This is a genomic window from Streptomyces sp. NPDC046985 (assembly GCF_040644415.1).
In the GTDB taxonomy this organism is placed as follows: Bacteria; Actinomycetota; Actinomycetes; order Streptomycetales; family Streptomycetaceae; genus Streptomyces.
On sequence record NZ_JBEYWK010000021.1, the window covers coordinates 82,482 to 106,797 of the forward strand.

At 71.2% G+C, this 24,316-nt stretch carries 24 protein-coding genes and 1 other RNA gene (1 of these 25 running past the window's edge); 12 read left to right on the forward strand and 13 right to left on the reverse strand.

Annotation, left to right across the window (positions count from 1 at the left end):
- Nucleotides 1–1,479 carry the 5' portion of a hypothetical protein gene (locus ABZ861_RS25280; RefSeq protein WP_361634160.1) on the reverse strand. The gene continues 219 nt to the left of window position 1, outside the view, so the window shows 1,479 of its 1,698 coding nt (coding positions 1–1,479); its start codon is at nucleotides 1,477–1,479; its stop codon lies beyond the left edge, outside the window.
- A 418-nt stretch (nucleotides 1,480–1,897) separates the two neighbouring features.
- On the opposite strand from ABZ861_RS25280, the gene ABZ861_RS25285 reads away from it, so the two are divergent.
- Genes ABZ861_RS25285 through ABZ861_RS25295 form a run of 3 tightly spaced genes read left to right on the forward strand, consistent with a single transcriptional unit; the run spans nucleotide 1,898 to nucleotide 5,109 of the window.
- Nucleotides 1,898–2,797: a Nif3-like dinuclear metal center hexameric protein gene (locus ABZ861_RS25285; protein ID WP_361634163.1), complete on the forward strand. Its 900-nt coding sequence runs from the start codon at nucleotides 1,898–1,900 to the stop codon at nucleotides 2,795–2,797.
- Between the two features lie 20 nt (nucleotides 2,798–2,817).
- Nucleotides 2,818–3,561 (forward strand): C4-type zinc ribbon domain-containing protein, encoded by a 744-nt coding sequence (locus tag ABZ861_RS25290; protein ID WP_361634325.1) that lies wholly within the window; start codon nucleotides 2,818–2,820, stop codon nucleotides 3,559–3,561.
- A gap of 9 nt (nucleotides 3,562–3,570) precedes the next feature.
- A complete protein-coding gene (locus tag ABZ861_RS25295) occupies nucleotides 3,571–5,109 on the forward strand; it encodes a bifunctional RNase H/acid phosphatase (RefSeq protein ID WP_361634166.1) in 1,539 nt (512 codons plus the stop codon).
- Here ABZ861_RS25295 and eda read toward each other — a convergent pair.
- The 3 genes from eda to ABZ861_RS25310 all read right to left on the reverse strand — a co-directional run bounded on the left by eda (nucleotide 5,084) and on the right by ABZ861_RS25310 (nucleotide 7,982).
- On the reverse strand, nucleotides 5,084–5,734 hold the full coding sequence (eda, locus tag ABZ861_RS25300) for a bifunctional 4-hydroxy-2-oxoglutarate aldolase/2-dehydro-3-deoxy-phosphogluconate aldolase (protein WP_361634169.1): 651 nt from the start codon (nucleotides 5,732–5,734) through the stop codon (nucleotides 5,084–5,086). The genes ABZ861_RS25295 and eda overlap by 26 nt on opposite strands.
- A 233-nt stretch (nucleotides 5,735–5,967) precedes the next feature.
- A complete protein-coding gene (gene yaaA / locus ABZ861_RS25305; protein WP_361634172.1) occupies nucleotides 5,968–6,765 on the reverse strand; it encodes a peroxide stress protein YaaA in 798 nt (265 codons plus the stop codon).
- A 254-nt stretch (nucleotides 6,766–7,019) separates the two neighbouring features.
- A complete protein-coding gene (locus ABZ861_RS25310; protein WP_361634175.1) occupies nucleotides 7,020–7,982 on the reverse strand; it encodes an alpha/beta hydrolase in 963 nt (320 codons plus the stop codon).
- Nucleotides 7,983–8,300: 318 nt separating this feature from the next.
- Here ABZ861_RS25310 and rnpB point away from each other — a divergent pair.
- Together rnpB and ABZ861_RS25320 are read left to right on the forward strand one after the other, a co-directional pair.
- An RNA gene (gene rnpB / locus ABZ861_RS25315) (RNase P RNA component class A) lies at nucleotides 8,301–8,708 on the forward strand.
- 427 nt (nucleotides 8,709–9,135) lie between these two features.
- A complete protein-coding gene (locus ABZ861_RS25320) occupies nucleotides 9,136–9,429 on the forward strand; it encodes a hypothetical protein (protein ID WP_361634328.1) in 294 nt (97 codons plus the stop codon).
- Nucleotides 9,430–9,539: 110 nt separating this feature from the next.
- Here the strand turns inward: ABZ861_RS25320 and ABZ861_RS25325 are convergent, their stop codons facing one another.
- The 7 genes from ABZ861_RS25325 to ABZ861_RS25355 form a co-directional block, all read right to left on the reverse strand.
- A complete protein-coding gene (locus tag ABZ861_RS25325) occupies nucleotides 9,540–9,845 on the reverse strand; it encodes a MazG-like family protein (protein WP_361634178.1) in 306 nt (101 codons plus the stop codon).
- An 80-nt stretch (nucleotides 9,846–9,925) separates the two neighbouring features.
- Nucleotides 9,926–10,426, reverse strand: a complete 501-nt coding sequence (locus tag ABZ861_RS25330; protein ID WP_361634181.1) for a hypothetical protein — start codon at nucleotides 10,424–10,426, stop codon at nucleotides 9,926–9,928.
- A complete protein-coding gene (locus ABZ861_RS25335; RefSeq protein ID WP_361634184.1) occupies nucleotides 10,423–11,376 on the reverse strand; it encodes a nucleoside 2-deoxyribosyltransferase in 954 nt (317 codons plus the stop codon). The genes ABZ861_RS25330 and ABZ861_RS25335 overlap by 4 nt, the downstream gene beginning before the upstream one ends.
- 25 nt (nucleotides 11,377–11,401) lie before the next feature.
- Nucleotides 11,402–12,220 carry a PfkB family carbohydrate kinase gene (locus ABZ861_RS25340; protein ID WP_361634187.1) on the reverse strand — a complete coding sequence of 273 codons (819 nt, stop codon included), beginning with the start codon at nucleotides 12,218–12,220 and terminating at the stop codon, nucleotides 11,402–11,404.
- A 17-nt stretch (nucleotides 12,221–12,237) separates the two neighbouring features.
- Nucleotides 12,238–13,062, reverse strand: a complete 825-nt coding sequence (locus ABZ861_RS25345) for a hypothetical protein (RefSeq protein ID WP_361634190.1) — start codon at nucleotides 13,060–13,062, stop codon at nucleotides 12,238–12,240.
- On the reverse strand, nucleotides 13,059–13,736 hold the full coding sequence (locus ABZ861_RS25350) for a hypothetical protein (RefSeq protein WP_361634193.1): 678 nt from the start codon (nucleotides 13,734–13,736) through the stop codon (nucleotides 13,059–13,061). Before ABZ861_RS25350 ends, ABZ861_RS25345 begins: the two co-directional genes overlap by 4 nt.
- A gap of 16 nt (nucleotides 13,737–13,752) precedes the next feature.
- Complete coding sequence (locus ABZ861_RS25355) at nucleotides 13,753–15,273, reverse strand: radical SAM protein (protein WP_361634196.1); 1,521 nt, start codon at nucleotides 15,271–15,273, stop codon at nucleotides 13,753–13,755.
- A gap of 211 nt (nucleotides 15,274–15,484) precedes the next feature.
- On the opposite strand from ABZ861_RS25355, the gene ABZ861_RS25360 reads away from it, so the two are divergent.
- Nucleotides 15,485–16,870, forward strand: coding sequence for a hypothetical protein (locus ABZ861_RS25360; protein WP_361634199.1), 1,386 nt, complete (start codon nucleotides 15,485–15,487; stop codon nucleotides 16,868–16,870).
- Between the two features lie 9 nt (nucleotides 16,871–16,879).
- Here ABZ861_RS25360 and ABZ861_RS25365 read toward each other — a convergent pair whose 3' ends face one another.
- Nucleotides 16,880–17,689: an SDR family oxidoreductase gene (locus ABZ861_RS25365; RefSeq protein ID WP_361634202.1), complete on the reverse strand. Its 810-nt coding sequence runs from the start codon at nucleotides 17,687–17,689 to the stop codon at nucleotides 16,880–16,882.
- Nucleotides 17,690–17,978: 289 nt separating this feature from the next.
- Here ABZ861_RS25365 and ABZ861_RS25370 point away from each other — a divergent pair, with 289 nt between their 5' ends.
- The 6 genes from ABZ861_RS25370 to ABZ861_RS25395 all read left to right on the forward strand — a co-directional run bounded on the left by ABZ861_RS25370 (nucleotide 17,979) and on the right by ABZ861_RS25395 (nucleotide 23,527).
- Complete coding sequence (locus tag ABZ861_RS25370; RefSeq protein WP_361634205.1) at nucleotides 17,979–18,476, forward strand: ATP-binding protein; 498 nt, start codon at nucleotides 17,979–17,981, stop codon at nucleotides 18,474–18,476.
- Nucleotides 18,477–18,957: 481 nt separating this feature from the next.
- Nucleotides 18,958–19,758, forward strand: a complete 801-nt coding sequence (locus tag ABZ861_RS25375) for a hypothetical protein (RefSeq protein ID WP_361634207.1) — start codon at nucleotides 18,958–18,960, stop codon at nucleotides 19,756–19,758.
- A gap of 9 nt (nucleotides 19,759–19,767) precedes the next feature.
- The gene (locus ABZ861_RS25380; protein ID WP_361634210.1) at nucleotides 19,768–20,445 is read left to right on the forward strand and encodes a class F sortase; all 678 of its coding nucleotides are present in this window, start codon (nucleotides 19,768–19,770) and stop codon (nucleotides 20,443–20,445) included.
- 905 nt (nucleotides 20,446–21,350) lie between these two features.
- Nucleotides 21,351–21,674, forward strand: a complete 324-nt coding sequence (locus ABZ861_RS25385) for a hypothetical protein (RefSeq protein WP_361634213.1) — start codon at nucleotides 21,351–21,353, stop codon at nucleotides 21,672–21,674.
- A 73-nt stretch (nucleotides 21,675–21,747) separates the two neighbouring features.
- Nucleotides 21,748–23,145, forward strand: coding sequence for a DUF4331 domain-containing protein (locus ABZ861_RS25390; protein WP_361634216.1), 1,398 nt, complete (start codon nucleotides 21,748–21,750; stop codon nucleotides 23,143–23,145).
- Between the two features lie 73 nt (nucleotides 23,146–23,218).
- Nucleotides 23,219–23,527, forward strand: coding sequence for a hypothetical protein (locus tag ABZ861_RS25395; RefSeq protein WP_361634219.1), 309 nt, complete (start codon nucleotides 23,219–23,221; stop codon nucleotides 23,525–23,527).
- 198 nt (nucleotides 23,528–23,725) lie between these two features.
- Here the strand turns inward: ABZ861_RS25395 and ABZ861_RS25400 are convergent, their stop codons facing one another.
- Nucleotides 23,726–24,301 (reverse strand): 1,4-alpha-glucan branching protein, encoded by a 576-nt coding sequence (locus ABZ861_RS25400; protein ID WP_361634222.1) that lies wholly within the window; start codon nucleotides 24,299–24,301, stop codon nucleotides 23,726–23,728.
- Between the last annotated feature and the right edge of the window lie 15 nt (nucleotides 24,302–24,316).

The following is a 24,316-nucleotide window of genomic DNA, read 5'->3' on the forward strand; positions in this document are numbered from 1 at the left end:
CGGGGGGGGGGGGGGGGGGGGGGGGGGGGGGGGGGGGGGGGCGGGGGCGCGGCGCCCGGCGCGGCCGGGGGCGCCGCCCCCGGCCCCCCCCCCCCCCCCGGGCGCCCCCCCCGCCCCCCCCGGGGGCGCGGGCCACGCCGCGGGCGCCGGGCCCGGCGCGCCGTCGCCTCCCGGCGGCCGGGACGGCGCGGGCGGCGGGGACGCCGGCAGGGGCACCCGTACCCACCGGGGCGGGGCGACACGGGCGACGGCGGGCGCCGCGCCAGGCGCCCCGGGCGGCACGGAGTCCGAGGACGGCGCGCCACCCTCCGTGGGAGGCGCCTCGGCGGGCGGTACGGAGACGGAGGGCGTCGTCTCGGGATACGCGGGAGGGACCTCCGTAGGCGGTGCCTCCCCAGGCAGGGCCTCCCCGGGCGTGGCCTCCGCAGGCAGAGCCTCCCCAGGCAGCGCCTCCGCGGGCCCCGCCGACAGCGGGGGCGAGGGCAACGGCGCCGTCTCCGTCTCCCCCCCGGACGCCGCCCAGCCGGCCACACCGCAGGGCATGACCTCCGTCGCGTACGGCAGCCGGAGCACGCCGTCCTCCGTCCACAGCCCGGCGCCCGTCAGCCACCCCTCGGGCGGGCGCAGCAACAGCACCCGGCGCTCGCAGGGCCGCCATACGCCGATCCGGTCGCCGGACGGCCCCGCGCAGCGCAGCGCCACCGCGCACTGCTCCGGCGTGAGCACCTGCCCCGGCTGGATCGCGAACGGTGTCAGCGTCCCGTCGGACGGCAGCAGGCACTCGGGGAAGCGGACCGGCAGCGTACTGCCGAGCACGCCCCAGCCGAGCCGCTCCCGGCCGGGCGAGGGCGCGTCCGAGGCGATCAGCAGCAGGCCGCTGTCGGGGTCGGCGATCAGCAGCCGGTCGTCGCTGGCGGGCGTGATCTGGAGCAGCGGCGTCACCCGGCCGCCGTCCTCCAGATCCACCGCGACCGTCTTGGTGGGGCCGCCGGTGCGCCGGTCCAGGGCCAGCAGCCGCCCGGCGCGGTCCAGCCAGACGCCGCCCGAGCAGTGGCCCGGCACCTCGGCCAGCAGCTCCGGGCCGTACGGGCCGCCCGCGACCAGCCACACCGCCGACGAGCGCGACCCGGCGGCGAGGGCGTAGGCCCGGTCTCCGCCGGGGGCGGGGGGCAGCAGCCGCAGGCGGGTGCCGTCCGGGCACTCGACCGCGCCCAGCGGCAGCTCGCCGGTGCCCGGACCGGTCGGGTACAGCAGCGAGAACGTGTGCCTGCCGTCCACCAGGCGCCGGATCAGGACCCGGCCGTCGCTCAGCGGCTGCACCTCGCTGCCCGGCGCCTCGGGCCGCTCGCCGGGCAGCGGCACCGCGTACGGCTCGGGGCCGTCCAGCGTCCAGCGCTCCGGGAACCAGGCGCCGCCCGCGCCGACGAGCCGGGCCGCGTAGCCGCCGTCCGCCGTGATTGCGCAGCCCGGCCCCGACACGGCGGGATCCTCGCCGCCCGCTGACGGCGGCGGAGAGCCTTCCCGCCCGCTCTGCTCATTCGACGCCGAAGGCCCCGGAGAGGCACTGACTGACATCGTTCGGTCACCTCCGGTGAGGACGCTAGTTTTCGCACGCACTGGCGGGGGCCAGCGGGCGGAGGCTTCACACATACGGGTGGCCCGGGAGCGATTCACCGGAAAGAAGAGGAACGTTTGTGCTCGGCTCGTGCGATCCGTGTTCGGGCCGCGCCTCGGATCGAAGACGGATCCCGTACGGGGATCATTCACGGATCACGCCCGGACTGCATCCGGACTGCATCCGGTCCGCGTCCGGACCGCGGCCCGGCCGCGCAGAGTCCGCTGACCGGGGCGCCCGCGGCGGTTCAGACGCGTCGAACACCCAGGTAGCCTTGCACTCGTGCCCCGTCTGTCTGAAGTCATCGCCGCGCTGGAGAGCCTGTGGCCCGCCGAGCGTGCCGAGTCCTGGGACGCGGTCGGCACCGTCGCGGGCGACCCCGACCAGGAGGTCACGCGGGTCCTCTTCGCCGTCGACCCCGTTCAGGAGGTCGCCGAGGAGGCGGTGAAGCTCGGGGCCGACCTGCTCGTCACCCACCACCCGCTCTATCTGCGCGGTACGACGACCGTGGCGGCCTCCACCGTCAAGGGCCGCGTGGTGCACACCCTGATCAAGAACGACGTGGCGCTGCACGTGGCCCACACCAACGCCGACACCGCCGACCCCGGCGTCAGCGACGCGCTCGCCGGAGCCCTGGACCTGCGGGTCCTGCGCCCCCTCGTGCCGGACGCCGCCGATCCGCAGGGGCGCCGCGGCCTGGGCCGGATCTGCGCCCTGGACCACCCGCTGACCGTGCGCCAGCTCGCCGAGCGCGCCGCACGGCGCCTGCCCGCCACCGCGCAGGGCATCCGCGTCGCGGGCGACCCCGGGGCGCTCGTGCGCACCGTCGCCGTAAGCGGCGGGTCCGGCGACAGCCTCTTCGACGCCGTGCGCGCCGCCGGAGTCGACGCCTTCCTCACCGCCGACCTGCGCCACCACCCGGCCTCCGAGTTCTCGGAGTCCACAGCGTTCTCGGCGTCTACGGCGCACACGGCGTCCGCGGCGCCCATGGCGGACGGCGCCCGCACGCCCGTGGCGCTGCTCGACGCGGCGCACTGGGCCACCGAATGGCCCTGGTGCGAGCTGGCCGCCGCCCAGCTCGACGAGATCTCCGACCGGCACGGATGGGACCTGCGCGTCCACGTCTCCACGACGGTCACCGACCCCTGGACCGCCCACGCGGCGTCCACCGCCCACGACTGACGAACCCCAGGAGCCCCCAACTGAACGCCGCGCCCGCCGACCAGATCCGACTTCTCGACGTCCAGGCCTTCGACGTCCGCCTCCAGCAGCTCGCGCACCGGCGGAAGTCCCTGCCCGAGCACACCGAGATCCAGTCGCTGACCAAGGACCTCACGCAGATGCGCGACCTGCTCGTGGCCGCGCAGACCGAGGAGAGCGACTGCGCCCGCGAGCAGACCAAGGCCGAGCAGGACGTGGACCAGGTGCGCACCCGCGCGGCCCGCGACCAGCAACGCCTGGACTCCGGCGCCGTCACCTCGCCCAAGGACCTCGCCGGCCTCCAGCACGAGATCACCTCCCTCGCCAAGCGCCAGGGCGACCTGGAGGACGTCGTCCTGGAGGTCATGGAGCGCCGCGAGTCCGCGCAGGAGCGGGTCGCCGAGCTGACCGAGCGCGTCTCCTCCGTGCAGGCGAAGGCCGACGACGCCGTCGCCCGCCGGGACGCCGCCTGCGAGGAGCTGGACGGCGAGGCGGCGTCCGTCGCCAAGGAGCGCGAGGTCGTCGCCGGCGTCGTGCCCGCCGACCTGATCGCGCTCTACGACAAGCTGCGCGCGCAGCAGGGCGGCATCGGTGCGGCCAAGCTGTACCAGCGCACCTGCCAGGGCTGCCGCCAGGAACTGGCCATCACCGAGCTTGCCGAGATCCGCTCCGCCGCCCCCGACACGGTCGTACGGTGCGAGAACTGCCGCCGCATCCTGGTGCGCACCTCCGAGTCCGGCCTGTAGGGAGCGCGCGTGCGGGAGTTCATCGTCGAGGCCGACGGCGGATCGCGCGGCAACCCGGGCCCGGCGGGCTACGGCGCGGTCGTGCTCGACGCGGCGACCGGGGACACTCTCGCGGAGGCCGCCGCGTTCCTGGGCGTCGCCACGAACAACGTGGCCGAGTACCAGGGCCTGCTGGCCGGCCTGCGCGCCGCGCGGGCTCTGGACCCGGCGGCGCGGGTGCGCGTGCGGATGGACTCCAAGCTCGTCGTCGAGCAGATGTCGGGCCGCTGGCAGGTCAAGCACCCGGCCCTGCGCCCGCTCGCGGCGGAGGCGGCCCGGGTGTTCCCGGGCGAGCTGGTCGCCTACGAGTGGATCCCGCGCGCCCGCAACAAGCACGCCGACCGCCTGGCCAACGAGGCGATGGACGCGGGGGCGCGGGGTGAGCAGTGGTCGGCGGCGACGTCCACGGCGGAGCTGGACGCTAGGGCGGGTGCGGGTGCGGGTGCGGCGGGCGGCCTGACGGAGGGCGCCCCGCTGGAGAGCGCCCTTCCGGTGGGCGACTCGGCGGCTGCCGCCAGGGGCGGGGTTGACGAGCGGACTTCCCGGACTGGGGAGAGGGCGGCCCGATCCGGTGAGCCGACCTCCCTGTCCGGCGAGCGGGCGGCCCCCTCTGCGGAGCGGACTTCCCGGACCGGCGAGCGGGCGGCGCGATCCGATGAGCCGACCTCCCCGACCGGCGAGCGGGAGGCCCGAACCGGCGCTCGCGCCCCGTCCGGCGAGGGGGAGGCCCGAACCGGTGAAGGCGCCTGGTCCGGCGAGCGGGCGGCGGCCCGAACCGATGACCGCGCCCGAACCGATGAACGTGCCCGAGCCGACGCACGCGCCCGCTCCGACGAACGGGCCGCCCGGACCGTCGCGAGTCCTGGATGGGCCCCGGTGGATCTCGGTGCGCCCGCGACCTTCGTGCTGCTGCGGCACGGGGAGACCCCGCTGACCCCGCAGAAGCGTTTCTCAGGCAGCGGCGGCAGCGATCCGTCCCTGTCCGAGGCGGGCCGGGAGCAGGCGGAGAAGGCGGCGGCGGCACTCGCCGGGCTCGGCACGATCCAGGCGGTCGTCTCCTCCCCGCTTGCCCGCACCCGCGAGACCGCGGGCATCGTCGCGGACCGTCTCGGCCTGGACGTCGCGGTCGACGACGGGCTGCGCGAGACGGACTTCGGCGCCTGGGAGGGCATGACCTTCGGCGAGGTGCGCGAGCGCTACCCGGACGACCTGAACGCCTGGCTGGCCTCGGCGGAGGCCGAACCCACCGGCGGCGGCGAGAGCTTCGCGGCGACCGCGGAGCGGATCGGCGCGGCCCGGGACCGGCTGGTCGCCGCCTACGCGGGCCGCACGGTCCTGCTCGTCACCCACGTCACGCCGATCAAGACCCTCGTCCGCCTGGCCCTCGGCGCCCCGCCGGAGTCCCTGTTCCGCATGGAGCTGTCGGCGGCGTCGATGTCGGCGGTGGCGTACTACGCGGACGGCAACGCCAGCGTCCGCCTGCTCAACGACACCTCGCATCTGCGCTGAGCCCCGCCGCGGCACGGGCCAGCCGTTCCACCCGGGCCCAGTCGCGGGCGGCGAGCGCCTCCGCCGGGACCATCCAACTCCCGCCCACGCAACCGACGTTGGGCAGCGCCAGATACTCGGGTGCGGTGTCCTGGCCGATGCCTCCGGTGGGGCAGAAGCGGGCCTGGGGGAGCGGACCGGCGAGCGACCTGAGATAGGCGGCGCCGCCCGCCGCCTCGGCCGGGAAGAACTTCATCTCCCGTATCCCGCGCTCCAGCAGCGCCACGACCTCCGACGCGGTCGACACCCCGGGCAGGAACGGCACGCCCGAGGCCGTCATCGCCGCCAGCAGCGTCTCGGTCCACCCGGGGCTGACCAGGAACCGGGCCCCGGCGGCCACAGCGGCGTCCGCCTGCCCGGGACCGGTGACCGTCCCCGCGCCCACCACCGCCTCCGGCACCTGGTGTGCTACCGCCCGGATCGCCTCCGGCGCGGCCGCCGTGCGCAGGGTGATCTCGATCGCGGGCAGACCGCCCGCCACCAGCGCGCGGGCCAGCGGCACGGCGTCGGCGGCGTCCTCCAGCACGACGACGGGCAGCACCGGGGCGAGAGCGAGCACGGAGTCGGCGGGCAGCGCGGCGGACATGGCGCCATGCTGCCCGGCACGCACAGCGCGCGCAATGGACGTTGCACGCGCTGCAACGCGGAGGCGACGGGACGTCAGACGGCCGCGCTCAGCGCACCCACGCACCCACGCGCGCCCGCGCCCACGCACCCACGCACCCCCGCCTCCGGCGCAGGAGAGTAGCGGGGCCGCCCCCTAGAGGAGCCCTAGAGGAGCCCTAGGGGGAGCCCTGGAGGAGCCCTAGGGAGGCCGGTTCAGTGCACGTCGGTGACCAGGACGTCCAGCGACCAGCCGCGTCCCGCCCGCGCGGGCGGCTGCGCCTCCACCTCGTACCCGAGGTCGCGCAGCGCCTCGACCAGTCCGGCCGGGTTCTTCGGGGCGGCGCCGGCCGACAGCAGGCTGCGCACGATCCGGCCCTTGGTCGCCTTGTTGAAGTGGCTGACGACCTTCCGGGTGGGCGCGTGCAGCACGCGCACGGTCGCCGTCCGCTCGGCCAGCCCGCCCACGGGCTTCCACGCGGCCGCGTACGCCGCCGACCGCAGGTCCAGTACCAGCCCGTTCCCGGCGGCCTCCGGCAGCGCCGACGCCAGCGGGGCGCGCCAGTGCGCGGCCAGCGCGCCGAGGCCGGGCAGCCTGACCCCCATCGAGCACCGGTAGGAGGGGATGCGGTCGGTCACGCGCACCGCGCCCCACAGACCGGAGAAGATCAGCAGCGAGCGCGCGGCACGGCGCTTGGCGGCGGTGTCGAGCGAGGCCAGGCCCAGGGAGTCGTAGAGGACGCCGGTGTACGTCTCCCCGGCGGGCCGGGCGCCGGACGTGCGCAGCGCGGCGTTCTTGGCGACCTCGCCGCGCAGTCCCTCGCTCAGTCCGAGCACGTCGCGCGCCTTGTCGTTCCGGCTGGGGTCGGGGTCGCCCGAGCACAGCCCGACCAGCTCGTCGAGCACGGCCGCGCGGGCCGCGGTGAGCCCCGGCAGCGACAGCGCGCCCAGGTCCAGCGGGGCGCCGCGGCCCCCGGCGGCCTTGCCCTCGGACGGAGGCAGCAGCACAAGCACGGCACGGTCTCCTTCGGTAGTGCTCCGCGCCAGCGTACGGGGCGCCGCGCACACCCCGGACACGGCGCCGGGCGGGAGAACGGGGCGGGATTGCCGCACCCTCCGGGCCTCCGGGCCTCCGGGGCCGCCGTCGTGCTGCGCCGGTCTGCGCCGGCTCGTTCACGCCTGGCCGCGTGCCCCTGGCCGTCGCTGGACTCCGTCTCCGGCTCGGCGCCCTCCTGCTCGGCCGACGGGGCGCGGTATGCCGGACGCGGTCAGCCGATACGTTCCCTGATCATGCGGCCGAGGTCTTCGGTGGCCGTCCGGCAGGCGCGTGAGACGTGGCTGAACTGAGGGAAGCCGTGGGTGAGGTCGGGATGGTGGACGTAGGTGAGGTCGTTGCCGGCGGCGGCGAGTTCGCGAGCGTAGGCGTGGCCGACGTCGCGCAGCGGGTCGAAGCCGTTGGTCACCAGGATCGCGGGGGGCAGGTCGGCGTGGGACTCCGCGTTGAGGGGGGTGATGTAGGGCTGGCGGACGTCGTCGGTGTTCTTGACGAGGTTGCGGACCATCTGGAAGATCCCGTTGGACTCCAGGTAGAGCCCCGAGCGGTTCTCGCTCGCCGCGGGCGTGTCGGCCGGGAAGGCCGCCTCGGGGAAGAGCGGAACCTGTAGGGCGAGGCGGGGGCCGTTCTCGTCGCGGAGTCTCAGCGCGATGACGCAGGTCATGTTCCCGCCCGCGGAGTCGCCGCCCAGAGCGATCTTCGCCGGGTCCACTCCTTGCTCGTCGGCGTGGTCGAAGAGCCAGCGGACGACATGCTCGTTCTCGTCGATCTGCGTGGGGAACTTGAACTCGGGAGCGCGCCGGTAGTCCACGGTGTAGGTCTTGATCCCGGCGGTCTCGGCGAGAATGCGCATCGGGAGTTCGAACTCGTCCAGCGTGCCTACGGTGAAACCGCCGCCGTGGATGTAGACCAGAGCGCCGCAGGGTGAGCCGGCCGGCTCGGTCGGCGTGTGCACACGCACCGGCAGCGAGCCGTGCGGCCCGTCGAGGACCAGGTGCTCGACCGATCCGATGTCGGGCAGCGGAAACTCGCCGAGGACGTGGTGGGAGCGCCGGGCTTCGGCGACGCTCTCGTCGGCGCCGAGCACCGGCCCGGTGGGAAGCCACGCTGCCAGCTCGGGGTCCAGAGTGCCCCGCTCCACACGGTCCGGGACGGTGTCGCGGTCGTAGACGGGCATGGCGCTCACTTTCCTCGGAGCGTGTGTCGCCTTACGGGAACTAAGGTTCACAGAAGTGAGCCTTGGTCGCCATGCGACGCAGGCGCACGGCGGCGTGGACGCGGCGGTCGTGACGGGCGCGGGGGCCGCGTGTGCGGGCGCCCGCGGTCCTGGGACATAGCGTGCGCGTTCTGCCGCCCCACACGGTCGGGATCTTCGATTGACCACAGCACAGGGCCCTCGCCCTGTGCAACGGCAGCGCCTGCGTACCCCGCGCGGCGGGGGCAGCGAATGGCGCACGTCGCCGGTTCAGTCCTTTAACATGGTCAGCACGGCAGACGAGCCGGGCGGGCGGTCGCGTGGAGCATCCCCTACGGGGCGCTTCCCGAGGAACGTCCGGGCTCCACAGGGCAGGGTGGTGGCTAACGGCCACCCGGGGTGACCCGCGGGACAGTGCCACAGAAAGCAGACCGCCGGGGACCTCGGTCCTCGGTAAGGGTGAAACGGTGGTGTAAGAGACCACCAGTGCCCAGGGCGACCTGGGCAGCTAGGTAAACCCCACCCGGAGCAAGGTCAAAAGGAGCGCGGTGAAACGCGCTCTGCGCGGACTTTCGAGGGCTGCCCGCCCGAGTCCGCGGGTAGACCGCACGAGACCTGCGGCAACGCAGGTCCTAGATGGATGGCCGTCGCCGGAGGGCCCGCGAGGACCTTCCGGAACAGAACCCGGCGTACAGCCCGACTCGTCTGCCGCTACCTGCGGCTTCGCCTGGGAAAGGGCCTCTGACCTGCGCCGGAGGCCCTTTCTGATCTTTCAGAGGCTTGTCTTGTCAGGCCGCGAAAAGTCCCTCGGAAGTCCCTCGGACAGAGCTGAAAGTCCCTGAGAAGTCCCTGGAACGGAATGGCGGATGACGCTGATGGGGCAGTTCGGGTCGATGGGACGTCAGCGGGAAGACTGGACGTAAGGCGAGCACGCTCTCGCTCATCCCATCGTGATCTTCGAGGACGGGCATGTCGTGGCAGCGACCAGCCCGTCGAGGTCCCCATTACCAGATATCCGCCCGCCGTCTCCATGCCGTCCGGATGAGATGTGACCGCGCAGATGCTCGACCACCGTGCAGCTCCCGCCGGTCACCGCTTCACGCATCGGTCCGCCGGACAAGGCGTTGCGCACGCGATGAACCGATGCGACGATGCCGGCGTTGTGATACCGCGAGGACTGACGGGCGACGAGCTGCTTGCCCTCCCTGCCGTCATCGACCTCGACACCTCGAACCGGGCGCTGATGATCGGCCGATCCACGGGGTACGGACTCGCCAAGCAGGGGGAGTACCCGGTCAAGGTGCTGCGCCTCGGCAACGCCTACCGGGTGGTGACGGCTGACCTGTTGAAGTTGCTGGGCCTGGAGCGCCCGCAGGCAGGGGGAGATCAGGGCGACGGCGGAAGCGAGCGGCACAGCCTTGCCGCCTAGAGGCGTCAACCGAGCGATTCGCTGATCTAGACCTGAACGACGGCGGGCCCCCGACCAGTGTCGGGGGCCCGCCGTCGTCGCTGAAGCGAGCTGTCGAGCGGTGGGAAGATCTAGACGTCGCTCGTCCGGATCTGAGCACCATGCTCGTTCCGTTCGTACGTCCGCCGGGTGTTCTTTTCGATCTTTCGGACGACCTCGGAGTCCAGGTCCACGCCGTTCATCTCGGCCAGGGCTGTCAGGTAGAGGAAGACGTCGGCCAGTTCCTCCCCCAGATCGGGAAGCCCCTTGCGCCAGGCGGTGAAGGCTTCGCCGACCTCGGCGGTGAGGAGGCCGAACTCCATGGCCACGTCAGTGGTGTTGAACCCCTTAAGGGTCTTGTTTTCCCAGGCGAGCTTCTGGGCGGACCCGATCTCCAAGACTCCTCCAGCGGCGGTACAGCAGGTGCCTGGGGAGCCTAGCGGGAGCAGCGGGTCGGCGTGCTGGCTTCGGCAGGCCGTCACCCTGCCGAAGGGAGTTCGAGAGCCGTGGTGTCGATGGTGAGCACGCGGGTGTAGTCAGCGAGGGTGGAGAAGACCCTGTCGTATCCCGTCACTAGCGCGGATACCTCCTCCAGGCCGACCGCCTCACCGTCGCGCTGAAGGAGTCGCCGGCGGATGACGGCCGGCGGTGCGGTCAGGTGGATGAGCACGCCGGAACGCTCGATGACGTTCTCGGCCAGATCGATCGCCTGGCTCCAGTTGATCCGGGACCGGCCCCGGTGAAGGGGGCCGTAGACGAGTTCACTGATGAAGCACCGGTCGAAGAGGATCCGTCCGGGGCCGGCGAGGATGTTCCTGTACCGGGTGGCCAGGTCGAGATGGTCGGGTGTCTTCGGGGAGTGCACTACGACGAAGCCGTGGTCCGTCGATAAGCGTTCGCCGAGCGTGCTCTTGCCGACTCCGTCGCAGCCTTCCAGGACCAAGGTCTGGTACTCGCCGACGATCTCGTCGAGGTTCATGCGGCCAGCCAGGACAGGACGGCGTCGCCGCTGTCGAGGTGAGCGTCGGCGGCGTACTGGATCATGAGGTTCCGCCAGTTCGGCTCGCGGCCATGGGCGTGGGTGAACGTCGGGCGCGGTTGGAACGCTGCGATCCGTACGCCGCTGGCCGCAGCCGCACCTATGAGCAGGGCGGTCCCGGATGGTGTTTCCGCCCCGGAGACGTCGGCCAGTAGCCGAGCAGCCGAGCACACCGCGGTCAGGTCGGCCAGGGCCCCTGCTACCGGGTCCGGCGCGGTGAAGCGCTGGGGCACCATCACGGTGTGACCGGCGTCGACGCATGCCTTGGCCAGGTGATCTCGACCCCATGCCGTGTAGGGCGACGCCTCGACGTAGACGGCTGCGCCGATCACGGAAGGCGCCCCCACCAGGCGGGGAGCGCTATCCGGGAGGTCGAGCAGCGCGTCGACAGCCGCATCGAGAGCCGTGTTCGTCTGGGCCATGTTGCGTGCTTGGAAGCCGGGGAAACGGGACTGCGGCGGGGCCGACGGCAGAGTTGGCGGTCCGAGCCGGGTAACGCGCACGATGCGCTTGGCCACGGCTTGGAGGAGAGGGTCGGGGAATTCGAGGCGAGGGCCGGCCTCGGTCAGCGAGTAGGTCTGGAAGTCTGTGGTGAGCACGATGACCGGCACGCCCGAAGCAGCGGCGTATCCGATCTCCATGCAGACCCCGTCATCAAGGCTCGGGCCATGCAGGATGGCGACCATGGCGTCGAGGCGGCCGAGGCGTTCGCGGTCCAGCTCGAACAGACGGCGGCCTTTGACCTGGGCGACCAGGTCCTCCTCGTCGGTGTCGCAGAACGGCAGAAAGACTCGATCGGGGCCGACCTTCGCGGCGAGTCGATCGGCGAGGTCGGCGGCCAGAGCACGGTCGTGCGCGGCGAAGAGCCGGTGAGCTACGTAGACGGACACCGGGAGAGGCCCCCAAGTCGTGAGGTCAGCCGCGTCGGGGCGCGGGGATCGGAAGGGATGGGGCGGCGACGTACCGGGCTGCGGCTGAGGTCGCCGCCGCCAGCGCCTGGGCGGCCGTCGCGCCCTGCGATCGACGGGCCAAAAAGGTCCCGGCCAAGGTGTCTCCGGCACCGGAGACTTCGCGCGGCGGGCACGGCGGAGGTACGGCGGAGGCGACCTGACGCCCGAAGCGGTGAACCACTGCGGTTCGGGGGCCGTCGGTGATGACCACCTCCGGGAGCGCACCGCAGTCGATCACTTGCTCCAGAAGCTGGTACTCGGCGGCGTTGACGAACAGCGTGGTCGCCCTCGGAAGCCAGGGGGCGGCAACACGGATCATGTCTTCCGCGCTCGGCAGGAAGAAGTCCACGCTGAAGCCGCTCCCATACGCGGCGAGACGGCCGAGCACTGCCGCCACGTCCAGAGGCCGGCGGCAGCAGACGTGGTAATCGCCACTCGGGTGCTGGTCCACGTGGCGGAGCGCATGTTCGGTCAGCCCCTCGGCCACGCCGTACTCCGTGCCTACTCCCACCAGCTCGCCGTGCACGTCGTACTCCAAGTCGAAGGCGGCGGACACGCCTTCGACCTGGATGCGGGCAGTCCAGTCGAGCGTGCTCAGACCCGGTGACTCCGGGAGATGGGCGAGATCGTCTCCGAGAACGCACACCGGAGCCGCCCGGCGGCCAGCTCTTGCCGCCGCCAGGGACAGGAACAGAGCCGCGCCGCCGAGCCGGGACCCACCACGGCGATCGGGGTAGCGGGTCCGGTCCCGGCTGATGTTGCCGATCACGTCAAGCCGTTCCACGGCGCTCCTCCAGAACGTCAAGCACGGCGGACGCGATGTGCACAGTCGACGAGCTTCGAGCAGACCGGTCGCCGACGGCAGAGCTGCGGAGCGGGACCGTTCAGGTACAGGCGCTTGAAGTAGATCAAGACGAGGTGCGCGAACCAGGTCGGCTCAGTCCCCTCGGGGATGGTCACCTGGTACCCGTTATCCGTGGCCAGCGAGCGGAAGTCGGCCGAGCGGGCGTGCACGGTCGATTCAAGGACGTACCTCATGCGCTCGTGTGCCACGGCCCCCGCCGGAAGAACGAGGCCCAACGCGGGCGCGAGCCTGGTGACCATGCCAGAGTCCACCGGGACGATGCCGCAGTGATACCCGCGGGCGGTCAGCAGTGCGCACTGGGCGACCTTGTAGGACGCGCCTCGCACTCGCGTGGCGAAGTCCAGGATCAAGGCATCGCAGTCTGCTGAGTCTCCAGTCGGGTCGGTCCCCTCCTTCTCCCAGCCGCGGAGAAGCTCCGCGAGGGAGCGCAGGTAGTCGATTCGGGTCTGCGGCAGGCCGATGGGACGTACAAGTGGTGCAAGTTCGACGTCGGAGGCGGCAACGAGACTCTCGAAACCACGAGCGTTCGCCGAGGCGATCACTCGGGCGTACGTCTCCACCATTCGATAGGAGACCCGGGTGGACCAGCCAGCGGCGAGCATCCGTACCCGTGGATCGCCGATCGACGTCGGCCACCAGCGGTTATCGTCGTGATTGGCCTCCACCGCCGCCTGAACATCCGGGAGGGCGGCGGCGCGAGCCACCAGCCGGTGCACGCGCCGGATTTCGAGCGGCGTCGCCTTCGCTCTCTCGATCGTCATGCGCAGGCTCCAGCACGGGCTCGGGTGGCCAGAAGTGCCAAGGCGAGATTGGACGAGAGCACCGGCTTCCCGAGCCGGTGCTCCAGTTCAGCGATCACCGGGAGGGTGTGCCATCCGGTGCACGAGAGGACCACCGCGTCGGCAGTCCCGACGGCTTGCTGCGGTAGCTGGCCCACCAGGGACATGATCTGATCCGGAGTGATCGCTGGGTAGCCGTCGGACAGACCCAGGCTCGCATGAGCCAAGACCTCCACGCCGGCCTCGGTCAACGCCGCCGACTCCGCTTCGGTCACCAGGGCGGGGTATGGCGTGACCAGCACCACGCGCGCCACGGCTGCCTCGGTGAGAGCCCGCAGAAGGGCGTCGAAGGCGGTGAGCACGCCGTCCGGTAGCGGCGGACCGGCGGTGAAGCCCGCTGACGTGCACGCCAGCATCACTGCGTCGAGAGGCACGTGGGACAACGAGTCCAGCGCGCGCCCTGACGCTTCACGCAGCCCGAGCCAGAATGAGTCGTCGATCGCCGTCGTCCTGGATGCGGGCACGAGCCGCGCGTGGTGGAAGACCGTGTGGCATAGGCCGAGACGGCTCAACTCGGTCTCCACGGCGACGTTGGCCCATGGCAGCAGCAGCCCTGCGCGGACGGTGCGGTCCGCCGCCGCGTCCAGGGCTGCCAACGTCGCGAGCGTCCCGTCAGGAAGCGGATGCAACACGTTCTCCGTAGATCATGCGAGGAGCATGGCCGGTCACCACCAGGTCGGCGGTAGTACCGAGCGGAACCGCCACGTCGCGTTCGACGATCTGGATCGAATACGAGCCCAACCGTCGCCACCAGGTGCCACCCTGGCCGATGAAGTAGGAGTGGAGTCCGGGCACGCGCAGCCCGGTCGGGTAGACCCGCTCCTTCATCGGCTGGTCCCAGGTGAAGTCGATGTCCGCCTTCCAGGAGGAGAAGTGCTCCGCCGACGGCAGCGGCTCCAGCTCGCCGAGCGCGGCCAGCGGCGTACCAGGGAAGGCCCGTGCCAGGCGGACGTTCGTCCGATGACACAGCAGGCCGGCATCGAGGATCCCCGCCAGGCCCCGGAGATTCGCCACGTGGGTGCCGTGCGTCTCGCCAGGCAGACCGTAGATCAGATTGAGGCCCGGGAGCAGCATCGGCAGGCCACCGGGACCACGAGCGGCACCCGCCTCGTTCACGTGCTCGACGGCCCGCACCAGGATCTCGGGGGTGCAGGTGAGGGTGTTCCTCGCGATGACGACCGGGTCGAAGCTCTCGATGCCCATCGGCGCGCAGTTGCCCTCGGTGCAGTAGTCCGCCACCAGCTTGGCGATGCGCAGGCCGACCGGCGCGGCCACAGCGAGGGGGTCCGCGTTGTCGATGTGGAGCACTTCCAGCTCAGGGCAGCGCTCTCGGATACCGCCGAGCAAGGCGCGGATCGCGTCTTCATCCCGGTTGCGATACGAGAAGAAGCAGGTCTGCTGCCCCAGCCGGAAGTTCCGGACGCCGGCATCGTAGAGCTGCGCGGCCTCGGCGACGACGTCGTCGACCTCGCGGAAGGCGACGAGAGGGGACTTCGCCGGCTCATTGCAGAAGTCGCAGAACTTGCGCCGGGTGCAGCCGCGGTACAGCTCCAACTCGGCGATCGGCCGCCAGGGCATCTGCTCGACGAGGCCGATGAAAGAGTCACGCTCGCGCTGCATCTGCCCGTAAGAGGCAGGGCGGTGGCTACCGAGCAGGAGGTCGCCGGACGTCACCGTATGGGTGTGGACGGCGTCGAACAGTCCGGCGTACTCCGCAGGAGCGGCCAGGGCATAGGTGGACAACGGCCCGAGCAGGTACCGGCGCCCTCGTGCGTAGGCGAGTGCGCGAGCGATCTCCTCCAACGACCCGTTCACAGCGTGCAGATGGACCGACGGAACAGCATCCCCGGCAATGACGACCACGATCTCGGCATCCCGCAGGAGTTGAATGGCGGAGTCGCGATTGACGCTGGTCGAGTACGTGAACGGATCGCTCTGCGGCGGCTCGACGGTGGGCCTGCCTCCAGCGAGACACCAGCGGACGTCATCGATCGTCACGTACCGGACGTCCGCGTCCGGCCTTGCCCGACGCAGTGCCGACCAGGCGTTCCGAACGTAGGTCGACAGGTACGGCGGCACGCCGAGACCGCTCGGCTCGACAGTGAAGCAGTCCAAGACGACTACTGGCTGCATGGTGTTCTCCCTCCGGTGCTGAGGGCGTCGGCGACGTTCCAGCAGCGTCCTCGCTGGAAGGGGCGGTCGGCCCGCAGCCCTCCCAGTCTCAGCGCTGCCACCCGTCCCGAGGAGAGGGCAGCGGGGTTGTTCGGTTGTACGGAGGTTGTTCTTTCATGCCTCTGTGTTGAAAGGCTGGGACAGAGCGTGATCGACAAGGCATCATCTACGCATGGGAAGTGCAAGGGGGGCCGGCGAGACCAACGCCGCGCTCGTGGCGGTGATCTCGGAGGCCGGTCGTTCTCATGCCGCCCTTGCCCGCAAGGTCAACGAACTGGCCGCGCTGCAAGGCGTGGTAACGCGTTACGACAAGGCGTCCGTGACCCGGTGGCTGCAAGGTATGACGCCTCGTGATCGCGCGCCGGAGTTCATCGCCGCTGCCTTGGCCGATTTCTTAGGACGCCCCGTCGCGCCGGTCGACCTCGGGTTTGTAGAGCAGGGCCAGCGTCCCGTCGTCGTACGGGCCTTGACGTACCGTGAAGACGTGGGTGAAACACTGCACACGCTCGCGGAGCTGGGCTCCACTGACATATCGCGGCGCAGCCTGCTCGGGGCCGTGCCGTTCGTTGCGTCGGCCCTCATGGACCCTCAACGGCATTGGCTTCTCTGGCTCCTCGAGGACGATCAGGCTCCACGCCTAGCCGCTGTCCCCGACGGTGGGCCCGTCGAGCAGGTCCAGTCGATGATCGAAATGTTCGACGAGATGGACAACCGCTTCGGTGGCGGCGGAGTCCGAGCGAGCATCGTGCACTACCTGAGCACCCAGCTCGCCCCCATGCTGCAACAGCGCGACATGCCCGGCCACCAGCGCCGACTCCTGTACACCGCGGCCGCGAAGATGGCCGCGACCGCTGGCTGGTGCTCGTACGACACCGCCGACTACGGGCTCGCCGAGCGTTACATGATCCAAGCACTGAGGCTGTGCGCCGAGGGTGGCGACCGGGTGCTCGGCGGACAAATCCTGGCGGGCATGTCCCACCTCGCCACCAGCCTCGGCAACCCCACTGAAGGCGTCTCGCTCGCCCGAGCGGGCATCGCGACCGCCAAGTCGTCGGGCAGCCCGCTGGGACTCATGCGGTTGCACGCCATGGCCGCCCGTGGTTACGCCGCTCTCGGCGAAACCCGACAGGCCACGGCCTCGCTCCACGCGGCTGGCAGGGGACTGGAAACCAGCCGGGGGCCGGCCGAAGAATCTCCGTGGGTCCGCTTCCTGGACCACCACTATCTCGAAGCCGAGGCCGCCCTGGTCCACCGTGACCTTGGCGAGGCAGCACAGGCAGAGCGCCTAGCCAACGCGTCGGTGGAGGCAAACAGCGACCGGCGCCGCCGCCAGGCCATCAGCCGCTCGGTACTCGCCACGGCGTTCCTCCAGCAGGACAGGCTGGACGAGGCCGTCGACACCGCCAGCAACGCCCTGGATCTACTGAGCGGCGTTCACAGCGAGCGGTCAGTCCAGGCCCTGCGCGACTTCCGGACGCGACTTGCTCCTCACCGAGGCGAGCCCATCGTGCGCGAATTCGAAATCCGGGCCAGGCCCATACTTGGCACCGCTGCCTGACCGGCTCCGTCAGTACCCCTCGGGAGTTGGCGCGTTCTGCCCCTTATCGACAGGAAGATTGACTCCTGTCACGCCCCGGGATTCGTCCGACAGCAAGAAGGCGATGACGTCCGCCACTTCCTCCGGACGCACCAGGTCGCCCCCGGGGAACTCGGCGCGGAAGCGGTCGAAGGCCGAAGGATCCTCTCGGCGCATCCGATCCCAGCGCTTGCCCGGGATGAGCATCGAACCGGGTGAGACCGCGTTCACACGGATGCCGTCCGAGCCCAGCTCCCTCGCCAACGAGGACACCATGTGGATCTGGGCCGCCTTCGCCGCCCCGTACTGAGCCTGTGGACCCGGCTTCCAGCCGGAGACCGAAGCCACCACGACGATCGGTCCGCCACCGGCGCTCCTCAAGTGCGGGGCACTTGCAGCTACCAGCCGCGCCACGTGGCCGACGTTCATCTCCCACGTGGTCGACCAGTCTTGAGCCGTCGCCTCCGCGATTCCTCGACCACGTGCGCCGCCGGCGCAGGCGACGGCGCCGTCCAAGCCGCCCAGCGCTGACGCGGCCTCGTCTACGAACCGTTCCAGCAGCTCCGGCGCGGTGACGTCCAGAGGCCGGGTGAACAGTGTGCTCGGTGAACCGAGCAAGCTGCGAAGTGCCTCCAGCGGCTCGGGCTTCCGAGCGCACGTCGCCACCTGCGCACCCTCCGAGAGGAGCAGGCGCACGACGTACTCGCCCAGCCCTCTGGAACCGCCCGTCACCACGATTCGCCGCCCCTGGAAACGCCCCGTTGCGGCTCGCTTCTCGTAGTCACGCTCTGCGCTCGTCATCCGTACAGCCCTTCACCAACCATGCCGACCCGTGTGGCCGGAGACATCCTCCATGCACCCTTCTTAACGGGGCACGGGGGCGGTTCTCTTGTGGACGTACCCGGCCCGGGGACAACCGTGCAGTCGGCGATCAGCCAAGCATCGGTCCCGCGGATCCGGAGACGGCGCGACCCCGGGACGCCGTCCGCCGATGCGCAATCGCCGACTCCGGGTTCGGCGGCCCCACCACGAAACGAGCGAGAGCCAGCGAACGCACCCCGCGCTCCTCTCCCAACTCGGGAGGCACACCGTGTCCCAGGCACCACACCCGCGCAACAGCCTCATGCTGGCCGACATCCCCAACGCCGTCGGCTTGGCGCGGTGGCACACCGCAGATGTTCTGTCCCGCTGGGGCGTGCACGCCGACATCGTCGAGACCGTGCAGCTCCTGGTGTCGGAGCTGGCCACGAACGCCGTACAGCACCCCAAGGAGGGCGAGGAGGAGACCTCCCCGTCCTCCGTACGAAATACGGCGCAGACCTTCCAGCTCATGCTGGAGATCCTCGGCGACGCCGTGAAGGTATCGGTGTGGGATCGCGACACGCGGCCGCCGGTGTTGAAGCAGGTCGGCGTCGAGGCGACTGGCGGCCGTGGCATCTTCATCGTCGCCGTGATGAGCAGGCGCTGGGGCCACTATCCGGCACACGGTATGCCCGGCAAGGTGGTGTGGGCCGAGGTCGGTCTCCATCCCGCCAACCGAGTCGGTGAGACGAGAGGTCGACGCGTTCTCCGGACCGGCCTCCGATAGCCGGCCCCGGGAGGCTGAGGACGCCGCGAGTCGATCCGAACGTGATCGGCCGCGTGCTGGTCGGGGTCGGGCGTATCTGAGCTGTGGACGAGACAGAAGAAGGCCCCCGCTCACCCACACGAGGCAAGGAGCTTTCCCTCTGGGAACAGCGTCTTTTCGCCGGGGTGCGGATGGTGAGCGCCGACGAGCAGGCGGAGATAGCTGCGACGCCCCGGCATCGCCCGGACGGTTCCCTTCGAGCGGAGTCGCCGCATGAGGCTCACTGGTACGGCCAACGGCAGGGCGGCGCACCCTGCGGAAAGCCGTCCCGAGTTCACGCCCCCCGCCCTGGCGGGAGAGGTCTGCGCCTGCCGCCGCATCGACCAACTGACGTCGGCACCAATCCGGCTGCCCGCCGGTTCCGGATTCCCCCCGTCCACGAAGTGCCGACTTCGGCAGCCGGAAGTCTCTTCGCCGGCGCCGACGAAGAAGGGGAATCTTTGTGATAGCCCAGCGCACCGCACGTCTGACCACCCTCGTGGCCATCCCCGCAGCGCTCGCACTGTCCGCCGCAGTCCCGGCGGCCGCCCACTCCAGCGAGTCCGGCGCGCACACCTACCAGGTCGACCTGGCGCAGTTGAACAAGTCCGGCGCCCACGGAACCGCGATGCTCACCGTCGACGGCACCCGGCTGACCGTGAAGATCACCGCCTCCGGCCTCGTCCCCGGGCAGCCGCACGCCCAGCACATCCACGGCTCCACCGACGGGCACGACTTCCACTGCCCGGACGCCAGCGCCGACAAGAACCACGACGGCATCGTCACGACGGCCGAAGGCATGCCGGCCTACGGCGACATCAACATCTCCCTGACCACCAAGGGAGACACCTCCAAGGCCAGCGGCCTGGCGGTCGACCGCATGCCGGTGGCGAAGAAGGACGGCACGCTCTCCTACGAGCGGACCATCACCGTCTCCCAGGCCGTCGCCGACCACATCAAGGACCTGCACGTCGTCCAGCACGGCATCGACCCCAACGGCAACGGGAAGTACGACTTCGGCAAGGGCAAGAGCGAGCTGGACCCCAAGCTCCCGGAGGAGGCCACCGCGCCCACCGACTGCGGCATGGTCATGGGCGCGGCCGTGGGCTCCATGCCCGTAGGCGGCGTGGAGACCGGTTCCGGCTCCACCGCCGGCATCGAGGCGCCGGGGCTGCTGGTCGGAGGCGGTGCGGCAGTGGCCGGCGCCGCGGTGCTGGGCGCGGCCTGTCTGCGCACCCGCCGGCCCGCCGCCGGGCGCCGCTGAGCCCGCCTCATGACAGACAACGAGCGACCGGAGCCCACGGGGGCCGTCCAGCACCGGCGCCCCTGGCGCATCGTGCTGGCCGGGGCGGCACTGGCCCTGCTCGTCGCGGGAGGGCTGCTGCTCGCCGTCGGACTCGGCGAGCAGCAGCCCGCTCCGCCCCGGCTGGCGGCGCCCTCCAGCACCTCCGTGTCCGAGCCGCCGACACCGGCCGCCTCCGCCGCGGCCTCGCCCGCGGTGCTGCCCGCCTCCGTGCCCGTGCGCCTCACCATCCCGGCCATCGGGGTGTCCACGTCGCTGGAGCACCTCGGCCTCGGCACGGGACAGGTCCTGCAACCGCCGAAGGACCCCGGCAAAGCGGGCTGGTTCCGCCTGGGTCCCACGCCGGGTGCGCGGGGACCGGCGGTGCTCGCGGGGCACGTCACCTGGAACCAGCGCAAGGCGGTCTTCTTCCGCCTGGCCGAGCTGAAACCGGGTCAGGGCATCGAGGTGTCCCGCCAGGACGGCAGGACGGCGCGGTTCACCGTGACCAAGGTCGCGCAGTACGTCAAGACGGACTTCCCGAGCATCGACGTCTACCGCAACCTCGACTACGCGGGCCTACGGCTGATCACCTGCGGCGGCGCCTACTCCACCGCCCACCACCGCTACAGCGACAACGTCGTCGTCTACGCCCGCCTCAGCTCCTGACCTCGACCTTCGGGTTCCTGGCAGGGGCGTCCGACGTGTCGGCGGCTGATCGGACAGGTGGCGAGGACGAGGCGCCGACAGGCAGGCCAGGGAACGGACTCCGGCCCCAGCCGTGTTGCTGAAGGCCGCACACGACGACCAGGGCTGGGCCGGGACCTTCACCGATCCTCGTCCCAGCCCGGCCGTCGTGGTCCCTCCGCGGCGCGACTCGATGGGGGCACGACCGGGTGCAGGCACGGCGAGACGCCGGCCATGGTCCAGTCCCGCGGGCGAGGCCGTCCGTTCCACAGGTCGTCAGGAACGAGTCCGGCGGGCGAGTCGGACACCGTGTCGCCCACGCTCGTAAAGCAAACAAGACCCGCAATTCAGCTCATGCCGAAACGATCGGTTAGGGAAATGCACCCGGTGACGGTCGCCTGTATCCGGCGATCACCGAGTGCGCCCTGTCATGAGCCTGCAAGGCTCTGAATCTCTGTGCTCGCCGATCACCTTCTCTCGTTCTTCCTGCCGCTGGTATTTCGACGCGGATTCCGTGCTGGCTTGGTCCGCGCCGTCAAAAAAATCGGATGCCACTCGTTCGGCTGAACCGATGACGCCTGTGAACTGCGACGACGCTGATTCTGCCGAGCGTCGAAACGACGGTGTTCGCTCGGTGTGCGCTTGACGGGCAGTCACACGGGGCGTTTCATTCGGGGCGAAGCGTCGGCCTCTTCTGCCACAGGCCTCCGCGTCTGCCGTCAGACGCGTCTTCGGCGCCTTCGGTCTCTTCGCGCAGGCCGTGGGAGCGTCCGCTGTAGGTGATCCGCGTCTGTCCCTGCGCCGATTCTTCCTTCACGGTGTCCGGCCCGCCGGTCGCCCGAAGCGGTCAGCTCCCCGCGGCCATGCCCCAGCCGACAGGAGTGATCATGGACAATTCCCAGCCCGTTCCCCACCAGGAAGCACCTTCAGGTCTCGACCGCCGTGGCGTCATGCGCGGCGCGACGCACCTCGGCCTCGCCGGTCTCGCCGCGAGCGTGGTCGTCGGCGCCGCGGCGCCGGCCCTCGCCGCCGCACCGGGCCGGGCCGCCGTGCCGCCCCAGACGCCGGCCGAGAGCGCGGGCGCGCACGAGCCGTTGGTGGTGCACGTGCGCGACGCGGCGACGGGCGAACTGGACTTCTTCCACGGCGAACGGCATCACCGGGTCCACGACCAGGAGTTGGCCGCGGCTCTGCTGCGTCACGCCCGCTGACCGCGACGCTCCCTCACTCAACGCAAGCGCTTGCGCCGCCCGCCCACCGCCCCGTCAATCACATGAGGTTCTGATGTCCTCCCACCGCGAAGCCCCGGAGATCTCCAAGGACCCGGTCGCCGACAGCACCGACGTCTACGCGTTCGTCAGCCCCGACGCACCCGACACGGTCACGCTGATCGCCAACTACATCCCGCTGCAGAACCCCGCGGCCGGCCCGAACTTCTACGAGTTCGGCGACGACGTCCTCTACGAGATCCACGTCGACAACGACGGCGACGGCCGCGCCGACGTCACCTACCAGTTCGAGTTCAGCACCGGACTGCGCAACCCCGACAGCTTCCTCTACAACACCGGCCCGATCCTCAGCCTGGACTCGCCGAACTGGAACCGCCACCAGACGTACACCGTCACGCGATGCGAGAGCAGCGGGCGACGGACGGTGCTGGGCCGTCGCCTCGCCTGCCCGCCGTGCAACATCGGCCCGCTGTCCACCCCCCACTACGAACAACTGGCCCAGCAGGCGGTCCACACGCTGGGCACGAACCGCAAGGTGTTCGCCGGGCAGCGCGCGGAGGGCTTCTACGTCGACCTGGGCGCCGTGTTCGACCTCGGCGACCTGCGCCCGTTCCAGAACCTGCACAACCAGTTCGGCATGAGCGTGTTCACCGCGCCCGCCGACGGCGTCAACACCACCAAGGAACTCAACGTCCACTCCCTGGCCATCCAGGTGCCCGTCACCGACCTGACCCGCAGCGGCCGGCGCTTCCGCGACGTCGCCGACCCGCACGCCACCATCGGCGTCTGGACGTCGGCGAGCCGCCGCCGGGCCCGCCTCATCGAGCCCGGCCACGGCCGCGACCTCGAAACGGGCCCCTACACGCAGGTCTCCCGGCTGGGCAACCCGCTGTTCAACGAGGTCCTGGTGCCGCTCGGCCACAAGGACGAGTGGAACGCCCTGCCGCCGGCCGACGACAAGCGGTTCGCCGCATACGTGGCCCACCCCGAGCTGGCCAAGCTGCTGCCGACCCTGTACCCCGGGGTCTTCCCCCACCTGGACGCCTACAACAAGTCCGGCAAACCCCGCGCGGACCTGCTCGCCATCCTGCTCACCGGCATCCCCAAGGGCGTCGTCCCGGGGTTCCAGAACTACACCGGCTCCACCCAGGCGGACATGATCCGCCTCAACACGGCCGTCCCCCCGGCCAAGAAGCCGAACATCCTCGGCCTCGTCGGCGGCGACCCGGCCGGCTTCCCCAACGGGCGCCGCGTCTACGACGACGTCGTCACCGTCGAACTGCGCGCCCTGGCCGGCGCGACCCTCCCGCTCGTCGACAAGAGCTACACCCCCGACGCGGCGGCGTCCAAGGTGACCGACGGCCTCACCCCGGCCGACGTCACCAACCCCTACCTGGACTCCTTCCCCTACCTGGGAGTCCCCTACGACGGCTACCACCACCCGGCGTCCTGACCCGCACCCGACCGCAGGGCCGCCCGTCCCGTCGACGGCGGCCCTGCCCCGCCCCGCACGAGAAGAGGCCCGCATGCACCGTCACACGTCCCAGCCCTCGACAAGCGGCAGCGTCGTCCTGGACATCGGCCAGGACACCGCGGCGCTCGTCATCCACACCGAGCCCGAACACGACGGCCTGGAGATCCACGTCAGCCCCGTCGACCGGCCCGGCGAGCGCACCCACGCCGCCGTCCGCCCCCGCCACCTCGCCGACCGCACCCTCCACTGCGTTCTCATCTCCCCGCTGCCCGCGGGGGACTACACCGTATGGAAGGACGACGGCACACCCCACGGCACCATCACCCTCACCGGAGGAAGCGTCGCCGAGTACCGCTGGTGACACGCCGCTTCGCCACGCCACGGAGATGCTGAACGGCGCGGAGACCCGGTCCTCTGCCTTCGCCCAGTCCATGGCGTCGCCGACCTCGACGACGACGCCGTGCGCAGCCTGATCCGGCAGGCTCGGACGACCCCTCGCCGGGACGAACGCCCGCACCGCCGACCGCGACCCCCGCGCGTACCGTGTCCGCGCGCGCGTTCACCGCGGCGCGACGGTCGCGAGTGCTCCTCGGGCAGCCGTTCCGTCCGGCCAAGTCCACCCGGCGACAAGGCGCCCGGACGGACTCCGCGTGGCTTCCCCCGACCGCAGGACACGGTTGAGCCGCACGTCGAGCCCGTCGTCAGGGCCGGTTCCGTACACGGTGACGGTCGGGTCAGGAGTGTCGCTCTCGCTCTGGTGCTGCGCCACCGCCTCGCCGCGCAGGAGCGCGCGCAACTGCGCCGTCACCACCGGGTCGTGGACGCCGTCGTAGATCCACCGGGCGCCGAGCACCCCGTGCTCGGACGTGCCGATCAGCGCCTCCTCGGGGACGCCTTCCAGCGCCGCACCGCGGTAGCCCATCGGCACCAGATACGCCACCGGCTCTCGCACGGTGTCCACCACGATCATGAACTCGATCCCGACCGCGCCCTCGGGATCGTCCAGACGGAACCCACCGGCCCTGACCAGTTCCGGCGTCTGCGCGTCGCCCGCGTACCAGCTCTGCTTCGGCAGCCAGCCGGTGAGCAGCTCCAGCTTGGCAGGGGTCATCGTGGTGCGATGGATGGCGGCCATGCGAGCTCCGTCACG